This is a genomic window from Citrobacter sp. Marseille-Q5395, from assembly GCF_947057495.1.
Lineage (GTDB): Bacteria > Pseudomonadota > Gammaproteobacteria > Enterobacterales > Enterobacteriaceae > Citrobacter > Citrobacter murliniae.
Window position 1 is genome coordinate 152,366 of the sequence record NZ_CAMSEL010000009.1, and the last position, 23,084, is coordinate 175,449.

Sequence of the window (23,084 nt, forward strand, 5' to 3'; positions counted from 1 at the left end):
AACCGGCAAATTGCCGGTTTTTTTTCATGCAGAGCAATGGTCTTCCAGACATTACTCTTTATGAGAAAGCTTCTCAGCCTGAACGCTACCGTCAGCATCTTTCTTCGCATCGGCATTTTCATCGTTCATCGCTTTTTTGAAGCCTTTAATTGCCGTTCCCAGGTCTCCACCCAGTGTACGTAACTTCTTGGTACCAAACAGCAGAACGACCAGTGCGGCAACCACCAGCAGTTTGGTAATACTAATCTCACCCATAGATACCTTCTTGACTTAAACCAGGCTGCATAAGCGCCATATTAACCTGAGAATATTAACGGCCTTTCGACGCGCGCACACAATAGCAATCTGTAACAAGGTGAATCAAGCCTTGTTTAAAAAAACGTCATAATAATTGCGGTGGCGCAAAGCGCCGGTTACGTAACACCGGAAGTTGCGCCCTGACTTGCCTCACCCGCTCAGCCGAAACCTCAGTCATAATCAGCGCGGGTGTCTCTGCAGCGGCAGCAATGGTCACGCCAAAGGGATCGATCACCCGGCTTTGACCGATATTCTTATTACCGCACTCTCCTGCCGCAATCAAGTAGCAGGTGGCATCCAGCGCTCTTGCCGCCAGCAGCGTAGCCCAATGATGTTCTTTCATAGATCCCCTAACCCATGCCGCAGGTAAGACGAGGATTTCTGCCCCCTGCAAAGCGAGGGCTAACGCCAGCTCAGGAAAGCGTAAGTCATAGCAGGTCATTAACCCTACCTTTAACCCGTCTACGTCCAACAGCGGCGCTATGGCGTCGCCTGCATCCACATTACGCGACTCCTGAATCGAAAAGGCATCGTAGAGATGCAATTTCGCATAATGGGCAACAACCTTTCCTCTTCGTAGAGCAACTAACATGTTAAACGCCCGGGCAGGCAATGAAGGTACATGAATGGTCAGAATCGTTGTCATATCGTTTTGTGCGCTTTCACGTAACAATCGCGTCAGAAATCCCCCCTCTAAAAGTTGAGCAGACTTCACGGACAGATCCGAGTCAAGATCGTCACGAGCCAGCAGTGCTTCAGGCAGTACCAGCAACGATACGCCCTCTCTGGCAGCCTGTGACATCAATAAGGCGCACGTTTCTGCATTTTTCTCCCATGAGGGACCGACGGCAAATTGCCCTGCTGCAACGAACATATTCCCTCCAGAAAAATTTGTTAAGCTCATCAACAATAATGACTCAGCGTTACATTCGCCCTGTATACTCTACATACTTCAGGTTGCGGCAAGCGCACAAGTCCCCTGGCGCATTGATAACTATGTGACTGGGATGAAAGTGCGCAGTCAACGCATCAACAACCTGAAGTATGATGAGTATAAAATCAAATAGCAGGATTATGCCGTGTTACAACTTCTATTAGCTGTTTTTATAGGTGGTGGTACAGGTAGCGTTGCAAGATGGATGTTGAGTATGCGGTTTAACCCGCTTCATCAAGCCATTCCCTTAGGTACGCTGGCTGCAAACCTTATTGGCGCGTTTATCATTGGTATGGGGCTGGCGTGGTTCAATCGCATGACCCACATTGACCCAATGTGGAAAGTGCTAATTACCACGGGCTTTTGTGGAGGGCTGACAACATTCTCTACATTCTCCGCAGAAGTGGTGTTTTTACTGCAGGATGGACGCTTTGGCTGGGCGATGGTGAATGTGCTGATTAATCTGCTGGGGTCGTTTGCGATGACGGCACTGGCATTCTGGTTGGTTTCCGCCTCCACCGCACATTGAAGACAAAAAAAACCCGCAATTAAGCGGGTTTTGAATTCTTGCTGTCGTATGCTTACAGAGCGGTTACGTTTGCAGCAGAAGGGCCTTTGGCACCGTTAGTGATTTCGAACTCTACACGCTGACCTTCAGCCAGAGTTTTAAAACCATTGGTCTGGATTGCAGAGAAGTGTACGAACACGTCTTTGCTGCCATCTTCCGGAGTAATGAAACCGAATCCTTTGGACTCATTAAACCACTTAACGTTACCTTTAATCTTAGACATCAAAATTACCTTTACATGAAAAATAGACACAAATGCTGTGTCGGGTATCAGTACAACAATTGTGGTGCTGTTTGTCCAGTCAAACCTTGTCAAAAAGTGATAAATGTCGCGTTATTTTTCAGGTAAAGTTCATATCACTTTGTTATTAAAGGGATTTTAATATTCCAACTGACAATACAGGTAGCCCCTTAAAACTGGAAACGTAGCCAGGCAAAGTAGACATTTCCGTTGTTATACGTTCCTGGAATGTAGGTCATCTGAAACGTTGCCGGGCCATAACCGATTGATGCCAGCGGCAGCAACACGGGCACCGGGATGTAGTTCCAGTTATCACGAGCAGTCATGCCCGCCGTAAAACCCAATCCCATATGGAAGTTATCATCAACCAGTGGTCGCCAGGTTTTTTCCCAGCCATAGCCGCCAATCGGCTCCCACTTATTGTAGGAGTCCTTAAAGGCCATAATATAAAGTCCGTGCCAGTTGCCTTTATCGTCCCAACGCGACTGACCAAATCCAGCCCCCCAGGGACGTTCATTGTAGCGATCTGTTTTATCTTTATCGTAGGCAAAGCGCGCATGCCAGGTAATAGCGGGCACATACAGCTCATAATGTTCCGGCTGCTGCCAGGTTTCACTGACATTATCTTTAAAAGTATCAAACCAGCCTTTATCTTCCGCATAGGCCTGAGGAATAATAGTTAACTGAATAAAAAGAAATGAAAAAATGAATAAATATCGTTTAGCGACAATCACAACTTAATTACCGTCCAGAAATTTAAGATTAATTGTAGCAAACTCAACCTTAATGACAGCTTAACAAAAAATACCATTTTAAAAAATCAGATTATTCTATAGCGTAGAATTTAATGGTTATTATCCATATATTTACTAAGCCTTTTCGCATGTAACTCGTAACTTTTATTAACCTGGATTGCTTGTTTTACGAGTATCCTCCAAATAATTCTACAATTTATTAACACAATAATATCAATAACGCATCAAATAGCGTACAACAACTGCACCTCACTCTTTTTTTATTGCGATATTCCCTTTTCATCGGCTATGTTTGAAAAATGCCTTGGCCATCGGTTTAATCCGTATCTTTATTGATTTTAATCAGCAAGCGATGACCGTTTATTAGGCACATTCTGACTCCACTTTATGCTCTTTTTTATTTTTTACTTTCTGGGCGTTTACGCGACAGGGGAAACAATGTTGACATTTATTGAACTCCTTATTGGGGTTGTGGTTATTGTGGGTGTAGCACGCTACATCATTAAAGGTTATTCGGCGACCGGTGTACTGTTTGTCGGTGGTCTGGTTTTACTGATTGTCAGCGCCCTGATGGGACACAAAGTTCTGCCTTCCAGCGCGGCAACGACTGGCTATACAGCGACAGACATTGTTGAATATATTAAAATTTTGCTGATGAGCCGTGGTGGCGATCTCGGCATGATGATTATGATGCTATGCGGTTTTGCCGCCTATATGACGCATATTGGCGCGAACGATATGGTCGTTAAGCTGGCCTCGAAACCTCTGCAATATATCAACTCGCCTTATATTCTGATGATTGCCGCTTATTTTGTTGCCTGCCTGATGTCACTGGCGGTCTCCTCCGCGACAGGGCTGGGTGTATTATTGATGGCGACGCTATTTCCGGTCATGGTTAACGTTGGAATCAGCCGCGGTGCTGCAGCAGCCATTTGTGCATCTCCTGCCGCCATCATTCTTTCTCCAACCTCAGGGGATGTGGTTCTGGCAGCAAAAGCAGCAGAAATGCCGCTGATCGACTTCGCGTTTAAAACAACATTGCCAATTTCCATCGCCGCCATTATCGGTATGGCTATTGCGCACTTTTTCTGGCAGCGCTATCTGGATAAAAAAGAGAACATCTCACACGAAATGTTAGACGTGGCCGAGATCACCACAACTGCTCCGTCTTTTTATGCCATTTTGCCGTTTACCCCTATCGTTGGCGTACTGATTTTTGATGGCAAATGGGGTCCACAATTGCACATCATCACTATTCTGGTCCTCTGCATGCTCATCGCTGCGGTTCTGGAGTTTGTGCGTGGATTCAATACCCAGAAGGTGTTCTCAGGTCTGGAAGTCGCCTATCGCGGAATGGCGGATGCCTTTGCTAACGTGGTTATGCTGTTAGTCGCGGCCGGTGTTTTTGCCCAGGGTCTCAGCACTATCGGCTTTATCCAGAGTCTGATTTCTATCGCTACATCGTTTGGTTCAGCAAGTATTATTCTGATGCTGGTACTGGTTATTCTGACCATGTTGGCAGCAATGACCACCGGCTCCGGTAACGCGCCATTCTATGCCTTCGTTGAGATGATCCCTAAACTGGCACACTCTTCCGGTATTAACCCGGCATACCTCTCCATCCCGATGCTGCAAGCATCAAACCTTGGACGCACAATTTCCCCGGTATCTGGCGTGGTTGTGGCTGTCGCGGGCATGGCGAAGATTTCACCGTTTGAAGTGGTAAAACGGACTTCTGTTCCGGTCATGGTCGGGTTGTTGATTGTGATTATCGCAACTGAAGTGATGGTGCCTGCAACGTCCGCTGTAATTGGTGGTTAACGCGACCAGTTAATATCCGACCTTGATACGCAAAATCTTTTAAGCTGCATTGAGGCAGCTAGTGAGGACATCCCCAGTCACATAGATAACGATGTGACTGGGGTTTCTAAAGGCAGCCAACAAAGAGGCAGCTTAAGGGATGACGGTATCAGCCACCGTGGTAAATACGCTGCGGCCTTCCTACCTTACCGTGAATAATCTCCGCAATAATCAAATGGCGGCCGGCACAATATTCCAGGTAACGTCTTGAGGTTGTGCGACTGATGGTTAACGCCTGTGCTACCGTTTCCGCTGTATGATGTACCGTTGGGTCGGTAAATAATTTCAACACCGCATTCAGCGTTAAGGCATCAATACCCGTGGGCAGATCCCCTTTCGGCTCTCCGCGCGCGTAGGCATTAAACATTTCATCAATCTGTCGCTGACTGGCGCTGTCGTTACCTGCCAGCATGCGTCTGCGCTGCTGATAGCGCGTAAGCGTCTGTCCCAGGCGCTCATAAGCAATCGGTTTAACCAGGTAATCAAAAGCCCCGCTACGCACGGCTTCTGAAACTGTGTCCATATCGCTGGCAGCCGTCGTAAACACCACACCGCCAGGATAACGCGCCTGGGTCAGCTCATGTAGTAAGGTGATGCCCTTGCCGTCCGGTAAATAGTTGTCCAGGAGAATCAACCCCGGCTTGAAACGCTCAATCATCATCCTCGCCTGCTCAAGATTACCCGCCAGCCATATCTGGCTGAAGCCAGGTATATGGCGAATATATTCAGCATGCATTTCCGCCAGTAGCGTTTCATCCTCAACGATCAATAGCGTTAATGGTTCCGTCATCGTTTTTTTTCACTTTCGGAAGAAATAGAGAAAATAAAGTACCGCAGGGATCATTATCTTCGAGTGTAATAACCCCGTCACAGCGCCTCACATAACTTGCAATCAGATACAAACCGATGCCATGTTCACCTGGTTCATCGGTACGGGTACTCACACCCTGTTCAAATATTTTTTCACGCAATGCTTCCGGCACACCGCAGCCCTGATCGGCCACTTCTATGATCACCTCATCCCCTTCATCGCTCAAAAAGAGTTCGATGACCTTATTCCCTTGCTGGGTACGTAAGCTGGCTTCGAATGCATTATCAAGCAGATTACCAACAATTGCTGCAAACTCTGTGCTATCCAGCCCCTCAGGGAGTTGATGTAGTTGACTACCGGGAACAATGATCATTTTTAACCCTAATTCCCGCGCACGCTGCACTTTACCAAACAGCAAACCAGCAACCTGACGATCAGCAAATGAGCCGCGTAAACTATCGATGAGCTGCTGCTGAGCCTGAGATTCTCCCTGAACCATCTCCAGCACCCGATCGTACTCTTTCATCTGCAGCAGGCCGTTGAGCGTAGACATCCAGTTCAGGTGTTCATGGCGTAGCGTTCTCAGGCTCTCAACGTATTGTTTAATTTGCGTTAATTGCGCATTGAGGGTAGCAATTTCATCTTTGCTGCGAAAACTGATAATCGCCCCAAGTAATTCGTCACCAGAGCGGATAGCTTCACGGTTGGCGATAACGCTCAACCCATTAAAATTCACCATCGCATCCTGACGTTTCTCCGCAATCTGCTGAGTAAAGAAATCCGCGGGCTGAACAACCTCATCAATCGGTTTTCCCAGCCATTGCCGTCCTGGCGATGACAGCCCCAGCATTTTTCTCGCACTGCGATTAATTGCCGTGATGAATCCTTCAGGATCAACGGCAATCAAACCTTCATACACTGAGCTAAACAGCGCTTCCTGCTGACGGACCACGCGAGCAATTTGCTTGGGTTCCATACCGAGCATCTGACGGCGGATGTGTGCAGCAAAAAACCAGGAGAGCAGCATGAGTAACAGTAGCAGCAGAATAAACACCCCGGCCATCGGCAATAAGAAATCCGAACGCCAGCTATCAATTTTGCTAATCAGGTATCCTATTGAGACAACACCAATAATCTTGCCATCATCATCAAAGATCGGGGTTTTCGCTCGCATCGCCATCCCGATAGATCCTTTACCGGTAATGAAATAACTTTCCCCTTTTTCCAAAGCTCCCGGCTTGGTGAACTGCATCGGGTAGCCAATCTTTTCCGGGTTCGGATGGTAAAGGCGAATCGAGTGATTGTCTCCGATTACGACATAGTCAAAATCCGTTCCACTTTGCAGTTTGTCGGCAATGGTCGCAAGACGCTGATAATCGCGGTGTTTGACTGCGGCGATAACGCTGTCATTGGAAGCGATGATCTTCGCCTGGTTCATCGCCATGTCGCGGACATGCGTCGCCAGATAATCTTCAAAGCTGGCGGTGAAGTATTTTGCCAGTGCCGCAATGATAAGGATGGAAACTACCAGGATAAGCAGAAAAATACGTAATGGAAACGCCAGCCTGCGAAAAAAAGAAAACCGTGTTTTATTTTTCTGGATTACCATAAACTTTCCTTGCCGACGTTAACCAACAACTTATTTTGTATTTGTAATAAAAATGTTCTATTCACAAGTTGAAGAATAAAGCAGGATCGTTACAGATTCCCCACCTTAAATCAATTAAACAAATAAAAACCACACCGCAAATGGTGATTAAATTAATTAAAAAACTTAAAACCATAAAACACATTAAAACCTTCTAACTTATTGTGAAATAAATCAAAATTTGCCTCCAAAATACTCCTTACGATGTATACAGCAGGGAAAAAAAGAAATACTCCGTAATAAAAAACAATTCCCTTCAATTGCAAAAAAAACGTTATCAGGTTGCTAAACAGAGCAACAAAAACAGAAACCCAGTAACAAATATAGCATCGGGGCTCTTTTTACTATGTTAGGTAATAATATATTCACGCAAGTTAAACGCTCAGAAAATAAAAAGATGGCGGTTATCGCTCAATTTCTGAAAGAGAATGATTTGAGCGTTGACACTACCGTTGAAGTATTTATCACCGTCACCCGTGAAGACCGCCTCATTGCCTGTGGTGGCATCGCTGGAAATATCATTAAATGCGTCGCGATCTGTGAATCCGTACGCGGTGAAGGCTTAGCGCTGACGCTGGCTACTGAGCTAATCAATCTCGCCTATGAGCGGCACTGCACTCACCTCTTCATCTATACCAAAACCGAGTATGAGTCGCTGTTTAAACAGTGTGGTTTTTCTACGCTCACCAGCGTACCAGGCATTATGGTGCTGATGGAAAACAGTACCACTCGCCTGAAACGTTACGCCGAATCGCTGGCCAAACAGCGCCATGAAGGGCAAAAAATTGGCTGCATCGTCATGAACGCCAACCCGTTCACCAACGGCCACCGTTTTCTGATCCAGCAGGCAGCCGCGCAGTGCGACTGGCTGCATCTGTTTTTAGTAAAAGAAGACACCTCACGCTTTCCCTATGAAGATCGGCTGGACCTGGTACTCAAAGGAACCAAAGATATTCCGCGTTTAACCGTGCATCGCGGATCGGAATACATCATTTCCCGTGCCACTTTCCCATGCTACTTCATCAAAGAGCAGAGTGTTATTAACCACTGCTACACCGAAATAGACCTGAAAATCTTCCGCCAATACCTGGCCCCGGCACTCGGCGTCACGCACCGCTTCGTCGGTACTGAACCGTATTGCACCGTCACCTCCCAGTACAACAACGATATGCGTTACTGGCTGGAGACCCCAACGCTCCCCGCCCCACCGATTGAACTGGTGGAAATTGAGCGGCTGTGCTTCCAGGAGATGCCGATTTCCGCCTCCTGGGTGCGCAAGCTGCTGGTTAAAAAAGATCTCACGGCTATCGCCTCCCTGGTACCAGAAGCCACTCTGCACTATCTGCAAAGCATGGTTGAACGGGCCTCATCGGGCGCGGTAGTCCGCCAAAATACCCCCGCATTAGCAACAGGTGAAAAATGAAAATAAAGCAGGCAGCCGTCGCAGGCACTCTTGAGTCTGGTGATGTGATGATACGCATCGCCCCTCTCGATACGCAGGATATTGACCTGCAGGTCAACAGTAGCGTTGAAAAACAGTTTGGCGATGCCATCCGCACCACCATTCTGGACGTACTGTCCCGCTATAACGTAAGCGGCGTGCAATTAAATGTTGATGATAAAGGCGCACTGGACTGCATTTTACGTGCGCGACTGGAAGCTTTACTGGCCCGCGCCAGCGGTATTCCGGCACTGCCATGGGAGGATTGCCAGTGATTTCCGCTTCTTTGCAACAACGTAAATCCCGCACACGCCGCAGTATGCTGTTCGTGCCGGGCGCCAATGCCGCAATGGTCAGCAACTCGTTTATCTATCCAGCCGATGCGCTGATGTTCGACCTTGAAGATTCCGTCGCGTTACGTGAGAAAGATACCGCGCGTCGTCTGGTGTATCACGCTTTGCAACATCCGTTGTATCACGACGTTGAAACTATCGTACGTGTTAACGCCCTTGACTCCGAATGGGGTATTAACGACCTGGAAGCGGTCGTTCGCGGCGGCGCTGACATTGTTCGTCTGCCGAAAACCGATACCGCCCAGGATGTTATCGATATCGAAAGCGAAATCCTGCGCATTGAAAAAGCCTGCGGTCGCGAGCCAGGCAGCACCGGTCTGCTGGCCGCTATCGAATCGCCTTTAGGTATTACCCGCGCAGTGGAAATTGCCCATGCTTCCGAACGCCTGATCGGTATTGCTCTCGGTGCAGAAGACTACGTGCGTAACCTGCGAACTGAACGCTCACCGGAAGGTACCGAACTGCTGTTTGCCCGTTGCTCAATTTTGCAAGCCGCGCGCTCTGCGGGCATTCAGGCTTTCGATACCGTCTATTCCGACGCTAACAACGAAGCCGGTTTTCTGCACGAGGCCTCGCACATTAAACAGTTGGGTTTTGACGGTAAGTCGCTCATCAACCCACGTCAGATTGAACTCCTGCACAACCTGTATGCGCCAACGCGCAAAGAACTGGCTCATGCACGCCTGGTTGTAGAAGCCGCTGAAGCTGCTGCCCGCGAAGGCCGTGGCGTTGTTTCCCTGAACGGCAAGATGGTCGACAGCCCGGTAATCGAGCGCGCCCTTCTGGTTATCTCCCGTGCAGAACTTTCCGGCATTCGCGAAGAATAAGGCAAAAAAATGACGCAGAAAATCGAACAATCTCAACGACAGGATCGCGTGGCGACCTGGAGTCGTCATGCAGAAAGCGAACTTTCCGCTTATCAGAGCACCGCAAAACGGGATTTGCAGGCGCAAAAACCGCGTGACAAAAAGCTGTGCGCTAACCTGGAAGACGCCATTCGTCGTTCCGGTTTACAGGATGGGATGACCATCTCTTTCCACCACGCATTCCGCGGTGGCGATCTGACGATCAACCTGGTGATGGATACCATCGCCGCGATGGGCTTTAAAAATCTGACACTGGCTTCCAGTTCCCTGAGCGACTGCCACGCTCCGCTGGTTGAACATATTCGCCAGGGTGTAGTTACCCGCATTTATACTTCCGGTCTGCGCGGACCGCTGGCTGAAGAGATCTCCCGCGGTCTGCTGGCTGAACCCGTACAGGTCCACTCTCACGGCGGTCGTGTACATCTGGTACAGAGCGGCGAGTTAAGCATTGATGTGGCATTCCTTGGCGTACCGTCCTGCGATCAATTTGGTAACGCTAACGGCTACACCGGTAAAGCGTGCTGCGGTTCACTGGGCTACGCCCGTGTTGATGCTGAAAACGCCAAACAGGTTGTCCTGCTGACCGAACAACTGCTGACCTATCCGCACAATCCGGCCAGCATCGCACAGGATCAGGTCGATCTGATCGTACAGATCGAAAGAGTCGGCGATGCTGACAAAATCGGCGCCGATGCAACTCGCATGACCACCAACCCGCGTGAACTGCTGATTGCCCGTAGCGCGGCGGACGTCATTGCCAACTCCGGTTACTTCAACGAAGGCTTTTCCTTGCAGACGGGAACCGGCGGGGCTTCACTGGCCGTTACCCGCTTCCTGGAAGACAAAATGCGCAGCCGCGACATCCGTGCTGACTTTGCCCTGGGCGGCATCACTGCCACCATCGTTGACCTGCATGAAAAAGGCTTAATCCGCAAACTGCTTGACGTACAGAGCTTCGACCGTAACGCCGCAGAATCCCTGGCGCGTAATCCGAACCACATCGAAATCAGTGCCAACCAGTATGCCAACTGGGGTTCGAAAGGTGCATCGGTTGACCGTCTGGACGTTGTGGTACTGAGCGCCCTGGAAGTAGACACCAACTTCAACGTTAACGTGCTGACCGGCTCTGATGGCGTACTGCGCGGCGCATCCGGTGGTCACTGCGATACCGCCGTCGCTGCAGCGCTTTCAATCATCGTCGCGCCGCTGGTGCGTGGTCGTATCCCGACGCTGGTTGATAACGTACTGACCTGCGTAACGCCCGGTTCCAGCGTTGACATTCTGGTCACTGACCACGGTATTGCCGTTAACCCTGCTCGTCCGGAACTGGCTGAACGTCTGAAAGAAGCCGGTATGAAAGTGGTATCCATCGAATGGCTGCGCGAACGCGCGCTGCAGCTCACCGGTCAACCGCGTGCCATCGAATTCACCGACCGCGTGATTGCCGTTGTGCGTTATCGCGATGGTTCGGTGATTGACGTTGTGCATCAGGTGAAGGAATAAGCCATGCACCTGCTCCCTGAACTGGCCACCCGCCATGCTGTTTCTATTCCCGAGCTGCTCACCAGCCGTGATGAGAGACAAGCCCGGCAGCATGCCTGGCTGGCGCGCCATCGTGCGCCGCTGGTCTCATTTACTGTGGTAGCGCCAGGTCCGATTAAAGACAGCGAATTAACCCGCCAGATCTTTAACCACGGTATGACCGCCCTGCTCACGCTGGCGGAGAAATCAGCCTGGACGGTCAGGGAGCAAACCGCACTGGTCTCAGCCAGTGGGCCGGAAGGCTTATTGTCCATTGCAGCACCGGCCAACAACCTCAAGCTCGCCACTATCGAGCTTGAGCATTCGCACCCGCTGGGACGGTTATGGGATATCGATGTCCTGACCCCTGAGGGGGAAATACTGTCTCGTCGTCACTTCGCGCTCCCTGCCCGCCGCTGTCTGCTGTGCGGACAAAGCGCTGCCGAATGCGCGCGGGGTAAAACCCACGCGCTTTCTGACTTACTTATTCGCATGGAGGAACTGCTACATGATGCCGATTCCCGCAACATCGACTGATACCGCAGTCCTTCCTGTAGATTTACCCGACGCCTACGCCACGCTGGCGTGGCGCGCCATGCTGACTGAAGTCAACTTATCGCCAAAACCCGGTCTGGTGGATCGCATTAATAACGGCGCACATAAAGACATGGCGCTGGAGGATTTTCACCGTAGCGCACAGGCCATTCAGGCCTGGCTGCCGCGTTTCGTTGAATACGGGGCATTTAGTGCTCAGTCGGCGTCTGAAGATGTGCTGAAAGGACTGCGTCCATTAGGCATGGCTTGCGAAGCCGATATGTTTCGCGCCACCGCAGGGGTGAACACCCATAAAGGCAGTATTTTTTCACTGGGATTGCTGTGCGCCGCCATCGGCCGCCTGCACCAGCGGAGTGAGGCTGTTACAGCAGAAACCATTTGCTCTACGGCGGCAACTTTTTGCCGCGGCCTGACCGAGCGCGAACTGCGCCAGAACAATCAACAACTCACGGCTGGCCAACGTCTTTATCAGCAACTGGGATTAACCGGCGCACGGGGTGAAGCCGAAGCGGGATATCCGCTCGTCATTGAGCATGCCCTGCCGCATTACCGCGCACTGCTGGCTCAGGGCCGCGATCCTGAACTGGCGTTACTCGACACGTTATTGCTGCTGATGTCTATCAATGGCGACACCAATGTCGCTTCACGTGGTGGCGCTGAAGGTCTGCGCTGGCTACAGCAGCACGCCGCCAAATTATTGCAGCGAGGGGGAATTCGTACCTCCTCCGATCTCTATTACCTGCACCAGTTCGACCAACAGTGCATCGAACGCAATCTCAGTCCTGGAGGCTGCGCCGATCTGCTGATCGTCACCTGGTTCTTAGCCCAGATTTCGCAAGTTCATCATTATCACAATTAAAGATCCTTTCCGGAGAATCATTCATGTCTTTATCAAAAGATAGTATATGGAAGTTATTCGCTCCATTGATTGTAATGGGCGTCATGTTTCTTATCCCCGTCCCAGATGGAATGCCTCCACAGGCCTGGCACTACTTTGCCGTGTTTGTGGCGATGATTGTCGGTATGATCCTCGAGCCAATCCCGGCAACGGCGATTAGCTTCATTGCCGTCACAATTTGCGTTATCGGCAGTAATTACCTGCTTTTTGATGCCAAAGAGCTGGCTAACCCGGACTTCAACGCCGGTAAACAGGCTCTGAAATGGGGGCTGGCAGGCTTCTCCAGCACCACTGTGTGGCTGGTATTTGGTGCTTTCATTTTCGCACTGGGTTATGAAGTCACCGGCCTGGGCCGTCGTATCGCGCTGTTCCTGGTGAAATTCATGGGTAAACGTACCCTGACGCTGGGCTATGCGATTGTTATTATCGACATTCTGCTGGCGCCGTTTACACCGTCCAACACCGCGCGTACCGGTGGTACCGTATTCCCGGTTATCAAAAACCTGCCGCCGCTGTTTAAATCATTCCCGAACGATCCTTCCGCTCGCCGTATCGGCGGATATCTGATGTGGATGATGGTTATCAGTACCAGCCTTAGCTCCTCTATGTTCGTTACCGGCGCTGCGCCGAACGTGTTGGGCCTGGAGTTCGTTAACAAAATCGCGGGCATTCAAATCAGCTGGCTGCAGTGGTTCCTGAGCTTCCTGCCGGTCGGGATTATTTTACTGATCGTTGCCCCGTGGCTGTCCTACGTTCTGTACAAACCGGAAGTAACGCATAGTGCCGAAGTTGCCGCATGGGCCGGTGACGAACTCAAAACTATGGGTAAACTGACCCGTAAAGAGATGACCCTGATAGGTCTGGTTCTGCTCAGCTTAGGGTTGTGGGTCTTCGGTGGTGAACTGATTGATGCGACTGCAGTAGGTCTGCTGGCAGTCTCCCTGATGCTGGCTCTGCACGTTGTTCCGTGGAAAGACATCACCCGCTATAACAGTGCATGGAACACGCTGGTTAACCTCGCTACACTGGTGGTGATGGCAAACGGTTTAACCCGTTCTGGCTTTATCGACTGGTTCGCCAATACCATGAGCACCCACCTGGAAGGCTTCTCGCCTAATGCGACTGTCATCGTACTGGTGCTGGTGTTCTACTTTGCTCACTACCTGTTTGCCAGCCTTTCTGCGCATACCGCGACCATGCTGCCGGTTATTCTGGCCGTCGGTAAAGGTATTCCGGGCGTGCCGATGGAACATCTGTGTATTCTGCTGGTTCTGTCCATCGGTATCATGGGTTGTCTGACTCCGTATGCAACCGGCCCTGGCGTAATTATCTACGGCTGCGGTTACGTGAAGTCAAAAGACTACTGGCGTCTTGGCGCGATCTTCGGCGTAATTTATATCTCTATGCTCCTGCTGGTCGGTTGGCCGATTCTGGCAATGTGGAGCTAATCTCCCCGCTCAACGCATAGCTAAAATGATGCCAGTCAGCTAAACCTGACTGGCATTTTTTATGGTTAAATAGATGACATTCAGAAATCATATAAGTATCCGAATTCATCATGACATCAAGATGGCGTTATTGTTCTTTACTGGCTGCGCTTGTGCTCCCGGTTTCAGTGGCTCATGCCGACGAGCTTCAGGCAAAACAGTACAGCGATTTTAACAGCTACGTGCTGGCACTCTCCTGGCAGACTGGGTTTTGTCAGAGTCAACATGAACGTAACCGTCAGGAACCCGACGAATGCCGCCTGCAAAAAGAGACCGCAAACAAAGCGGATTTCCTGACCGTTCACGGCTTGTGGCCAGGTCTGCCTAAATCAATCGCCGCGCGCGGTGTGGATAATCGTCGGTGGATGCGTTTTGGCTGCGCAACTCGCCCTATTCCCAACCTGCCGGAAGCCCGTGCCAGTCGTAAATGTGCCGCACCACAAACCGGTCTGTCACCGGAAAGCGCGGCAAAACTAAGCACTGTGATGCCCGGTGCCGGTGGTAAATCCTGCCTGGAGCGTTACGAATACGCCAAACACGGGGCCTGCTTTGGTTTTGACCCTGACGCATACTTCGGTACGATGGTGCGTCTGAATAGTGAAGTAAAGAACAGCGCATTGGGCGTCTTTCTTGCGGACAACTATGGAAAAATGGTCAGTCGCGATGATTTTGACGCAGCAATTGCCAAAACATGGGGCAAAGAGAGCGTGAAAGCGGTGAAATTAAGCTGCCACGGTAACCCGGCTTATCTGACGGAAATTCAATTTACGCTTAAGGCCGCTATGATTAACGCCCCGCTTTCTGCGACATCGTTCCTGTCACAACCACATCCTGGTAACTGCGGTAAACGATTCGTACTTGATAAAGTCGGTTATTGATCGCCTGAATGTGAACTAAATCACTTCAAACCTGGGGTAAGTCTCAGTATCATCGGTGAAGTTAAACCCTTGCCGCCTGACGGTGAGGGTTTTCTTTTGGGATTATTTACCTGCGCACCCGCAGTATCGACGACATGGAGTAATAAATGTCCAGACCAACTATCATCATTAACGACCTCGATGCCGAACGCATTGACCGCCTGTTGGAGCAACCTGCGTTTGCTGGTTTACCGATTGCCGACGCTTTAAACGCCGAGCTGGATCGTGCCCAAATGTGTTCTCCAGAAACCATGCCGCACGATGTGGTGACCATGAACAGTCGTGTGAAGTTCCGCAACCTGAGTGATGGCGAAATCCGTGTGCGTACTCTGGTGTATCCGGCCAATATGACTGACAGCAATACTCAGCTTTCGGTAATGGCGCCCGTTGGTGCCGCCCTGCTGGGTCTGCGCGTTGGCGACACTATCCACTGGGAGCTACCAGGCGGTACATCAACTCACCTTGAAGTCATTGCGCTTGAGTACCAGCCTGAAGCAGCGGGCGACTACCTGCGCTAACTCTGTCTTATCAAAGCACCCGCTTTATCTTACAGGGGATGCATCCGCATCCTCTTTCCGGTTTCATTCCTCTCACCGTTGCATTAGCTTTATTGCTGTTTCCCGCACTTCTGTTGGCAAAACATAAATCTGTGTCGTGACTGACAGAATCATATTTAATAGTATGCTGTTATGTATTCATGTAATGACAAGGAGAATGCTTATGTACAACACAATCATAATGCCTGTTGATGTATTTGAAATGGAACTGAGCGACAAGGCTGTTCGCCATGCAGAATTTCTGGCACAAGATAAAGGTGTGATCCACCTGCTGCATGTGCTTCCGGGTTCAGCCAGCTTAAGCCTGCACCGTTTTGCCGCTGACGTTCGCCGTTTTGAAGAGCATCTGCAACACGAAGCAGAAACTCGTCTGCAAACTATGGTCGGCCACTTCAGCATCGATCCTTCGCGGATCAAGCAGCATGTCCGCTTTGGCAGCGTGCGTGACGTCGTCAATGAGTTGGGTGAAGAACTGAATGCGGATGTAGTGGTCATTGGCTCACGCAATCCGTCAATTAGCACGCACCTCCTCGGTTCTAACGCCTCCAGCGTGGTTCGCCATGCAACTCTACCGGTACTGGTTGTGCGTTAATTCGAACTAAGATAAGACAGAAAACCCCAGCCAGGATTTTACCTGGCTGGGGTTTATATTTTATGGCCCTCAGTACAAATGACCAATATTCACGATGGTGCTGACGGTATCACCAAAGAAGGTCAAACGACTCAAAAACACGCCAATAAACAGCAGTACAAAGAGTGTTTTCGCTCTACGTTCACCATTGCGGCTCAGCACGAACGCCACCGCCAGGCACACCAGACTTGCCAGGTAAAGCGGGGATGTAAGCCAGGCATGAGCCGTCATCTGCATGATTGTTCCACCACTTAGCCAGATAATCGGCGCGGCAATCAGTACCGCCATGCAGACCAGGATCCCCTGACGCAATGCAGTAACTGCCGGTGTGAGATTCAACAGTGGGATCGCCGCACAACCCATTACCCATACAGTGATAAAGAACAGCAGCATCGTCAGACCATTGGCGATAGCGACCATCGCTGGCGCGGCATAGGTCATGCCCTGCACCGCCACCAGCGCCATACCGAGAAGGGATGCCAGTACAGCCGGGATCTTATGCCCTTTAGCCAAAAACGTTACGCCGACCGCCGCGCCGTATAACGTTGCGCCGAGAATTTCGCGGCTCAGCCAGGCGTGCTGTAAGTTAATCAGGGCATTGTAGGCACGATCCGGATGCGCGAGGTGTAATACCGCCGCAACGGATGCCGCCGCCAGTAACAGTCCGCTGACCAGCCAATAAAGACGTTTACTTTCCAGTTCTCCACGCAGCGTACGCAACGTCAGGATTAACGTCATCCCCACCGACATCTGGCTGAGTACGGTAAAGACCACCAGAGGAAGTTCGTATTTTTCCATTACTTGCCCTCCGGTTGCTTCGGTTGACGTGCCAGTATGAAACGCGTCCCGGGGTTAAGCTGCGGCATACGCGGGAATCCCGGCGGGTACTGCACCGCATTATTTGGTATGGGGTCGGCATCCAGGTCAATAAGCGTTAGCGCCCCCACCGGACAGGCATTCACACACGCCGGATTCATACCGATATCAAGACGCTCGTAACACATACTGCATTTTTCCGCTTTTTTCGTTTCCTCATTAAAGCGCGGAGCGCCGTAAGGACAATTGCGGATACAGTTTTTACACCCGATGCAGCGCTCCGGGTTATGCACAACCACGCCGTCTTCACGTTTGGTGTATGCCTCTACCGGGCAGGCTGCAAGACAGGCCGGGTTTTCACAATGGTTGCAGGCCAGCGAGTAAAATGCCCGCTCCTCATGCGGATAAATTTCTTTATCCAGCGGATAGACATAACGCCAGTACCGCTCCGGCTCCAGTTGGTTAAAACTTTTACACGCCATCGCGCAGCCACGGCAGCCGATGCACTTATCGCTATTGACTAAAAACGCGCGTCTCATGCTGCGGCTCCTTTACTTCCCAACAGAGTAATATCAACAAATTGACTGTGAATGGCCGCACCTGGCGCACCGGTCGCCATTTTGCCCATATCGGCCGGAGTGTCCTTAACCACGTTCTGGACGTTGTAACTAAGCTTATTGAACCAGGATTCATACATCACAAGGAAATCTTCCGGGACGTTGGTAGTGATTTTGGCGCGCAGCTCAACGTGACCCGCCTCGTTGAAAACTTTGACGAGATCGCCTTCAGCAATACCCTTTTTCTGTGCGGCAAACGGATGGATATAAACGAACGGTTCAGGCCAGAAAACCTGCATCCAGTCCAGATTTACGAACTGTGAATGCAATCCGTACTGGAGGTGAGGTGTAAACAGGTGGAACGGCAGCGTTCCCATGGCACCAGCTTTATATTCAGGCAAGGCAGTGTGGCCATTTTCCGCACAGCGCTCAGATTTAAATTCGTACTTGCCAGATGGCGTTTTGAATTTGCGATCATACCAGGCCGCAGAGCTGACCATTTTCGCTTTGCGAGGCCCTTCAAGCAGGTCGTCCCAGCCAGCAATCCCAAATTGTTTACCCATCGCCTCATTGAATTCCTGATCCAGCCAGCTTTTGGTATCAAACTCTTGCGGGAAGGTACACGAACCAGGTTCCAGTTTATTGATGGTTTTAGATAACAGTGCGGCTATTTCCGGGTCACTTTTACACTCATACAACGGTTTAATCGCCGGTTGGTTGACGGATAACCAATAGTGCCAATAAGACGAAGATACATCCCATTGCTCAAAGGTTGTGGTGACGGGTAATACAATATCCGCATGCTGAACAGTCTCGTTAAAGAACTGATCGACGCAAACCACCATTTCCAGTTTGTCGAACGCTTTAACCATCTTGTTGCGATCGAAATCCTGGGCAAACGGGTTTTTAGAGGCCACCCATAACATTCGTACCGGTGGTTCGCTGGCGTCGAGAATGCCCTGTGCCGTCTGGTTGATATTCAACGCACGATCAGAGTATTCGCTTTTTTCACCGCTATCGCTGACAAACTCACCCACCGGGCCACCAGCACCTTTCATCCCCACAGAACCCTCTGGCGGTTTCTGCATCATACCGTGGTAACTGTAGCCCCAGGTTTGCAAATGTCCGTAGCGAGCGCCGCCACCTTCAATACCGATATTGCCAGTCATCGCCACAAAGGCATCGATCGCTCGCACGTTTGCACCGCCATTGACGTGCCGCTGCATACCGTAGCCAATCCACACGGTGGCAGGATTAACAGCGGTAAACTCCTCCGCCAGCTCGCGGATAACTTCTGCTGACAGACCACAAATTTCTGACGCCCACTCAACGGTGACGTTATTACGCAGATAGTCTTCAAATTCCGCGTAGCCATGGGAATAGTTGTTCACAAAATCCTGATCAACCAGCCCCTTATCCACCAGATGCCGTGCCATGCCGAGGGCCAGCGCGCCATCTGAACCAGGGCGAACACGCAGGTACAGGTCGGCTTTTGCTGCCGTTTGCGTCAGCAGCGGATCAATAACGACAATCTTCGCGCCTTTTTCCCGAGCCTGGTAGATGTACTTCATTGTGTGCATGGAGCACCACGCCGGGTTTGCCCCCCAGATGATAATGTATTTTGCTTTCACAAAATCTTCCGGATCGTTACACCACATATCCCCCATATCGTAATTCTGAGCATCAATACCCGCAGGCCAGCACGGTGTACCGGCGAAGCGCGTGGTGTACCCCAGAGAAGACATCATCCCTTCAACGGCATACCCCATCACTCCGAGGTTGCCGGAATATTTAGACAGAGCCAGCCCCAGCATTGAGCCGTCTTTCTTTTTGATTTCCAGCATTTTTTTGGCAATCCGTTGCATCGCCTCATCCCAGGAAACCCGACGCCATTTGCCGCTACCACGGCCATCCTGAACCATTGGATATTTAATGCGATCGGGGCTGTACACCCGGCGAGGATAAGTCAGTCCTTTCACGCAAGGCGTCCCGTGGGTAAATGTGGACTCCGTAGCCCCTTCCACAAAGGTGATCACATCATCTTTCACCCAGGTTTTAAGGCTGCAGGTGTCGTAGCAGTTACGTGGGCATGCATTGCGGTGAATAGTGTAAGTTTTAGGGTTAAATGGAACTGGCGGTTGCGCGTAAGCACAGCGCGATGACAATAATCCCCCCGGTAAGGCGGCTACAGCACTAAGTGCAGCCAGTCCCTTTAAAAAAGAACGTCTGTTCAGAAGTCCCTGTTCATTGCTCATATGATACTCTCGTTATTAATTCACCAAGCCAATAAGATAATTTTTCCGCTATGTTTTGCAGTGCGGCGGTTTGTGCATTTATTTTGATTTTATCGATATAATCCGGCACCCATTTCGCTATATATTCCATTACATACTGATTAAATGCCGGCATATATTCAGCAGATTTTCTGGCATTGGCACTCAGTAAAACAGCCAACTCCAGGACATAAGAAATATGATCATCTGGCATGCTATTTTCTTGATTTGCAGACAATCCGAGTTTTTCCATGAACTCCCGGTGGCACAAGGTGGCTTTTCCCATCACCAGCGCCTCGTCTTCCAGGTACACCGAGGCGTAGGGCGCAGCTTTCAACGCTAACGGGCCGACAAAAAGCGCATTGAAATCGTATTCGATATCCAGCCAGTCCTGACCAGTGAAATTACCCGATTCATCAGCCAGTGAAATATAAGCAGACTTAAGTGAATCCCCGTCATAAGAAATAAAAAAATCACGTAACAACAACCCTGCCGACTCAAATTTCGTCAGAGCCTCATAATTTAAATCCATGAATGAAAAGCCCCTCATTCACATAATGAATATATGTAACAAACAGAGGCGTTATAATATCGAAAGGGCTAAATCATTCTTTGATTAAATAAATCATTCGCTACGTTAAAAACGATGTCTTATCAGATTTATTGTTTCAAGAATTGACAATAGGGGGCGGGGAAAATAAAAAAACCGCCAGTGGGTAACTGACGGTTTTGGTTTTGCAGGTGAGTCTTACTTTTCTTATGCTGTAGTTGTACGAATCAGATAATCAAAGGAGCTCAGCGATGCTTTCGCGCCCTCGCCGGTGGCGATGATAATCTGTTTGTACGGTACGGTAGTGCAGTCGCCAGCCGCGAAAACACCCTTCACGCTGGTTTCACACTTGGCATCGATGATAATTTCACCCATGCGGTTACGTTCAACGGAGCCTTCCAGCCAGTTGGTATTCGGCAGCAGGCCAATCTGAACAAAAATACCTGACAATTCGACATTGTGGACATCGCCACTGACGCGATCGCGATATTCCAGACCGGTAACCTTGCTGCCATCGCCTTTCACTTCGGTTGTTTGTGCATTCAGAATGATATCGACATTTTTCAGGCTGCGAACTTTATTCTGCAGAACCTGGTCAGCCTTCATTTCCGGAGCAAACTCCAGCAAAGTCACATGCTCAACAATACCAGCCAGATCGATAGCCGCTTCAACGCCAGAGTTACCACCGCCAATGACTGCTACGCGTTTACCTTTAAACAGCGGGCCGTCACAGTGTGGGCAATAGGTAACGCCTTTGGTGCGATACTGGTCTTCGCCTGGAACGTTCATGTTGCGCCACTTAGCACCGGTCGCAATGATTATACTGCGCGCTTTCAGTACCGCGCCGGAAGCGGTTTCAATCTGATGCAAGCCACCTTCCGTCGCCGCCGGAACCAGTTTGCTGGCGCTCTGGCTATCAATGACATCAACATCATAATCATCAACGTGTGCTTTCAGTGCGCCTGCCAGTTTCTGCCCCTCGGTTTTCGGCACCGAGATATAGTTTTCGATATCAACGGTATCAAGTACCTGACCACCAAAGCGTTCGCCCATCAGGCCGGTTCGAATACCTTTACGCGCAGAATAAACTGCAGCAGCAGCCCCAGCAGGACCAGAACCGACGATCAGCACATCGTAAGCGTCACGCTTATTTAGCTCTTCTGCTGCACGTTTCTCTGCGCCAGTGTCCACTTTTGCCACGATTTCAGTCAGCGTCATACGGCCCTGACCAAACTCTTTACCGTTCATATACACCGCCGGAACGCCCATCACGTTACGATCGGTAATCTCATTCTGGAATGTGCCGCCATCAATTGCCGTATGTTTGATACGCGGATTCAGAACCGCCATCAGGTTCAGTGCCTGCACCACGTCCGGGCAGTTATGGCAGGACAGAGAGTAATAGGTTTCGAACTCAAAATCCCCGTCGAGGGCGCTGATCTGCTCCAGCAGAGACTGCGCCTCTTTAGACGGATGACCACCGGTCCACAACAGTGCCAGTACCAGTGAGGTAAACTCGTGGCCCAATGGGGAACCGGCAAAACGCGGCCCCTGGCTGGAGCCCGGATTCGTAATCAGGAACGAGGGCTTACGTACTGCCAGAGTGTTGTCTTCTTTGAAGGTGACTTTCTCTGAAAGCTCAGCAATTTCAGTCAGCAGTTCCTTGATTTCTGCCGATTTAGCGCTGTCATCCAGCGTTGCAATCAGCTCAACAGGTTTGGTCAGTTTCTCAAGATAAGCCTTGAGCTGGGTTTTCATATTTGTGTCGAGCATTGTTCTTCCCTCTCTGAAAACATCATCATGCAAGCCGACTTCGCGGGACTGCATTAATGCAACTTGCGTCATGGTGCTGGAATGAAACAGGCGCAAATTTGCGCCTGTGGAATGCCGGATGCACTGCGTTTATCCGGCCTACAAATTATGCGACTTAAATCTTACCAACCAGGTCCAGAGATGGAGCTAATGTGGCTTCGCCTTCTTTCCATTTCGCCGGGCAAACTTCGCCTGGGTGAGAAGCAACGTACTGAGCTGCTTTAATTTTACGCAGCAGGTCAGACGCATCACGGCCGATACCTTCAGCGGTAACTTCGATTGCCTGAATGATGCCCTGCGGGTCAACAACGAAAGTTGCGCGGTCAGCCAGACCTTCATCTTCACGCATGTTGTCAAAGTTACGGGTCAGGGCGCCAGTCGGGTCACCGATCATCGCATATTTGATTTTGGAGATGGTTTCAGAGCTGCTGTGCCATGCTTTGTGAGTAAAGTGGGTGTCGGTAGAAACAGAGTAAACGTCTACGCCCAGCTTCTGCAGTTCTTCATAATGGTCTGCAACGTCACCCAGTTCGGTCGGGCAAACGAAAGTAAAGTCAGCCGGGTAGAAGAAGAAGACACTCCAACGACCTTCGGTATCTTTCTCGGTTACTTCGATGAACTCACCGTTTTTGAACGCCTGGTTTTTGAAAGGTTTAATTTTTGTATTAATCAAAGACATCTGTACTTCCTCCGTGTTTTCGTTGAGGGATAAGTTAACGAAAATCTCTTCTCAGGG

Annotated in this window: 24 protein-coding genes; 12 read left to right on the forward strand and 12 right to left on the reverse strand. The window is 50.2% G+C overall.

Going from position 1 to position 23,084, the window contains the following annotated elements; all coding sequences use genetic code 11:
• Positions 1–51 precede the first annotated feature (51 nt).
• Positions 52–255, reverse strand: a complete 204-nt coding sequence (gene tatE, locus OH663_RS11800) for a twin-arginine translocase subunit TatE (RefSeq protein ID WP_045441030.1) — start codon at positions 253–255, stop codon at positions 52–54.
• Positions 256–382: 127 nt separating this feature from the next.
• The gene (locus OH663_RS11805) at positions 383–1,171 is read right to left on the reverse strand and encodes a deaminated glutathione amidase (protein WP_200010533.1); all 789 of its coding nucleotides are present in this window, start codon (positions 1,169–1,171) and stop codon (positions 383–385) included.
• 205 nt (positions 1,172–1,376) lie between these two features.
• Between OH663_RS11805 and crcB the strand changes: the two genes are divergently transcribed.
• Positions 1,377–1,760: a fluoride efflux transporter CrcB gene (gene crcB / locus OH663_RS11810; protein WP_045441028.1), complete on the forward strand. Its 384-nt coding sequence runs from the start codon at positions 1,377–1,379 to the stop codon at positions 1,758–1,760.
• A gap of 52 nt (positions 1,761–1,812) precedes the next feature.
• Here the strand turns inward: crcB and cspE are convergent, their stop codons facing one another.
• A complete protein-coding gene (gene cspE / locus OH663_RS11815) occupies positions 1,813–2,022 on the reverse strand; it encodes a transcription antiterminator/RNA stability regulator CspE (RefSeq protein ID WP_000034826.1) in 210 nt (69 codons plus the stop codon).
• A 188-nt stretch (positions 2,023–2,210) separates the two neighbouring features.
• Positions 2,211–2,774: a lipid IV(A) palmitoyltransferase PagP gene (pagP, locus tag OH663_RS11820; RefSeq protein WP_045441027.1), complete on the reverse strand. Its 564-nt coding sequence runs from the start codon at positions 2,772–2,774 to the stop codon at positions 2,211–2,213.
• A gap of 459 nt (positions 2,775–3,233) precedes the next feature.
• Here pagP and dcuC point away from each other — a divergent pair, with 459 nt between their 5' ends.
• Positions 3,234–4,616 (forward strand): anaerobic C4-dicarboxylate transporter DcuC, encoded by a 1,383-nt coding sequence (gene dcuC, locus OH663_RS11825; protein ID WP_045441026.1) that lies wholly within the window; start codon positions 3,234–3,236, stop codon positions 4,614–4,616.
• Positions 4,617–4,764: 148 nt separating this feature from the next.
• Here dcuC and dpiA read toward each other — a convergent pair whose 3' ends face one another.
• Positions 4,765–5,445 (reverse strand): two-component response regulator DpiA, encoded by a 681-nt coding sequence (dpiA, locus tag OH663_RS11830; protein WP_045441025.1) that lies wholly within the window; start codon positions 5,443–5,445, stop codon positions 4,765–4,767.
• Positions 5,414–7,075, reverse strand: a complete 1,662-nt coding sequence (gene dpiB / locus OH663_RS11835) for a sensor histidine kinase DpiB (protein ID WP_045441024.1) — start codon at positions 7,073–7,075, stop codon at positions 5,414–5,416. Before dpiB ends, dpiA begins: the two co-directional genes overlap by 32 nt.
• 385 nt (positions 7,076–7,460) lie before the next feature.
• Here dpiB and citC point away from each other — a divergent pair, with 385 nt between their 5' ends.
• From citC to uspG, 10 genes are all read left to right on the forward strand, one after another.
• Positions 7,461–8,537 carry a [citrate (pro-3S)-lyase] ligase gene (gene citC, locus OH663_RS11840; RefSeq protein WP_045441023.1) on the forward strand — a complete coding sequence of 359 codons (1,077 nt, stop codon included), beginning with the start codon at positions 7,461–7,463 and terminating at the stop codon, positions 8,535–8,537.
• Positions 8,534–8,830 (forward strand): citrate lyase acyl carrier protein, encoded by a 297-nt coding sequence (gene citD, locus OH663_RS11845; RefSeq protein WP_045441022.1) that lies wholly within the window; start codon positions 8,534–8,536, stop codon positions 8,828–8,830. Before citC ends, citD begins: the two co-directional genes overlap by 4 nt.
• Positions 8,827–9,735 (forward strand): aldolase/citrate lyase family protein, encoded by a 909-nt coding sequence (locus OH663_RS11850; protein WP_045441021.1) that lies wholly within the window; start codon positions 8,827–8,829, stop codon positions 9,733–9,735. Before citD ends, OH663_RS11850 begins: the two co-directional genes overlap by 4 nt.
• Positions 9,736–9,744: 9 nt before the next feature.
• Positions 9,745–11,277 (forward strand): citrate lyase subunit alpha, encoded by a 1,533-nt coding sequence (gene citF / locus OH663_RS11855; protein ID WP_048221871.1) that lies wholly within the window; start codon positions 9,745–9,747, stop codon positions 11,275–11,277.
• Positions 11,278–11,280: 3 nt separating this feature from the next.
• Entirely contained in the window at positions 11,281–11,832 is a 552-nt protein-coding gene (gene citX / locus OH663_RS11860) for a citrate lyase holo-[acyl-carrier protein] synthase (protein ID WP_048221872.1), read from the forward strand.
• Positions 11,804–12,709, forward strand: coding sequence for a triphosphoribosyl-dephospho-CoA synthase CitG (citG, locus tag OH663_RS11865; RefSeq protein ID WP_048221873.1), 906 nt, complete (start codon positions 11,804–11,806; stop codon positions 12,707–12,709). The genes citX and citG overlap by 29 nt, the downstream gene beginning before the upstream one ends.
• Before the next feature lie 23 nt (positions 12,710–12,732).
• Positions 12,733–14,196 carry a citrate/succinate antiporter CitT gene (gene citT / locus OH663_RS11870; RefSeq protein WP_045441017.1) on the forward strand — a complete coding sequence of 488 codons (1,464 nt, stop codon included), beginning with the start codon at positions 12,733–12,735 and terminating at the stop codon, positions 14,194–14,196.
• 110 nt (positions 14,197–14,306) lie between these two features.
• Positions 14,307–15,113 (forward strand): ribonuclease I, encoded by an 807-nt coding sequence (rna, locus tag OH663_RS11875; RefSeq protein ID WP_200010526.1) that lies wholly within the window; start codon positions 14,307–14,309, stop codon positions 15,111–15,113.
• Between the two features lie 146 nt (positions 15,114–15,259).
• Positions 15,260–15,670 (forward strand): nucleoside diphosphate kinase regulator, encoded by a 411-nt coding sequence (gene rnk / locus OH663_RS11880; RefSeq protein ID WP_045441015.1) that lies wholly within the window; start codon positions 15,260–15,262, stop codon positions 15,668–15,670.
• A 202-nt stretch (positions 15,671–15,872) separates the two neighbouring features.
• Positions 15,873–16,301: a universal stress protein UspG gene (uspG, locus tag OH663_RS11885; protein WP_005120854.1), complete on the forward strand. Its 429-nt coding sequence runs from the start codon at positions 15,873–15,875 to the stop codon at positions 16,299–16,301.
• A gap of 69 nt (positions 16,302–16,370) precedes the next feature.
• On the opposite strand, the gene OH663_RS11890 is transcribed toward uspG, so the two are convergent.
• The 6 genes from OH663_RS11890 to ahpC all read right to left on the reverse strand — a co-directional run bounded on the left by OH663_RS11890 (position 16,371) and on the right by ahpC (position 23,027).
• Positions 16,371–17,138: a dimethyl sulfoxide reductase anchor subunit family protein gene (locus tag OH663_RS11890; RefSeq protein ID WP_200010524.1), complete on the reverse strand. Its 768-nt coding sequence runs from the start codon at positions 17,136–17,138 to the stop codon at positions 16,371–16,373.
• Positions 17,138–17,695 carry a 4Fe-4S dicluster domain-containing protein gene (locus OH663_RS11895; RefSeq protein WP_045441010.1) on the reverse strand — a complete coding sequence of 186 codons (558 nt, stop codon included), beginning with the start codon at positions 17,693–17,695 and terminating at the stop codon, positions 17,138–17,140. The genes OH663_RS11890 and OH663_RS11895 overlap by 1 nt, the downstream gene beginning before the upstream one ends.
• Positions 17,692–19,968, reverse strand: coding sequence for a molybdopterin-dependent oxidoreductase (locus tag OH663_RS11900; protein WP_200010516.1), 2,277 nt, complete (start codon positions 19,966–19,968; stop codon positions 17,692–17,694). The genes OH663_RS11895 and OH663_RS11900 overlap by 4 nt, the downstream gene beginning before the upstream one ends.
• A complete protein-coding gene (locus OH663_RS11905) occupies positions 19,958–20,518 on the reverse strand; it encodes a TorD/DmsD family molecular chaperone (protein ID WP_200010515.1) in 561 nt (186 codons plus the stop codon). Before OH663_RS11905 ends, OH663_RS11900 begins: the two co-directional genes overlap by 11 nt.
• Before the next feature lie 225 nt (positions 20,519–20,743).
• Positions 20,744–22,309, reverse strand: a complete 1,566-nt coding sequence (gene ahpF / locus OH663_RS11910) for an alkyl hydroperoxide reductase subunit F (RefSeq protein ID WP_048221878.1) — start codon at positions 22,307–22,309, stop codon at positions 20,744–20,746.
• A 154-nt stretch (positions 22,310–22,463) separates the two neighbouring features.
• Positions 22,464–23,027, reverse strand: coding sequence for an alkyl hydroperoxide reductase subunit C (ahpC, locus tag OH663_RS11915; RefSeq protein ID WP_200010513.1), 564 nt, complete (start codon positions 23,025–23,027; stop codon positions 22,464–22,466).
• Between the last annotated feature and the right edge of the window lie 57 nt (positions 23,028–23,084).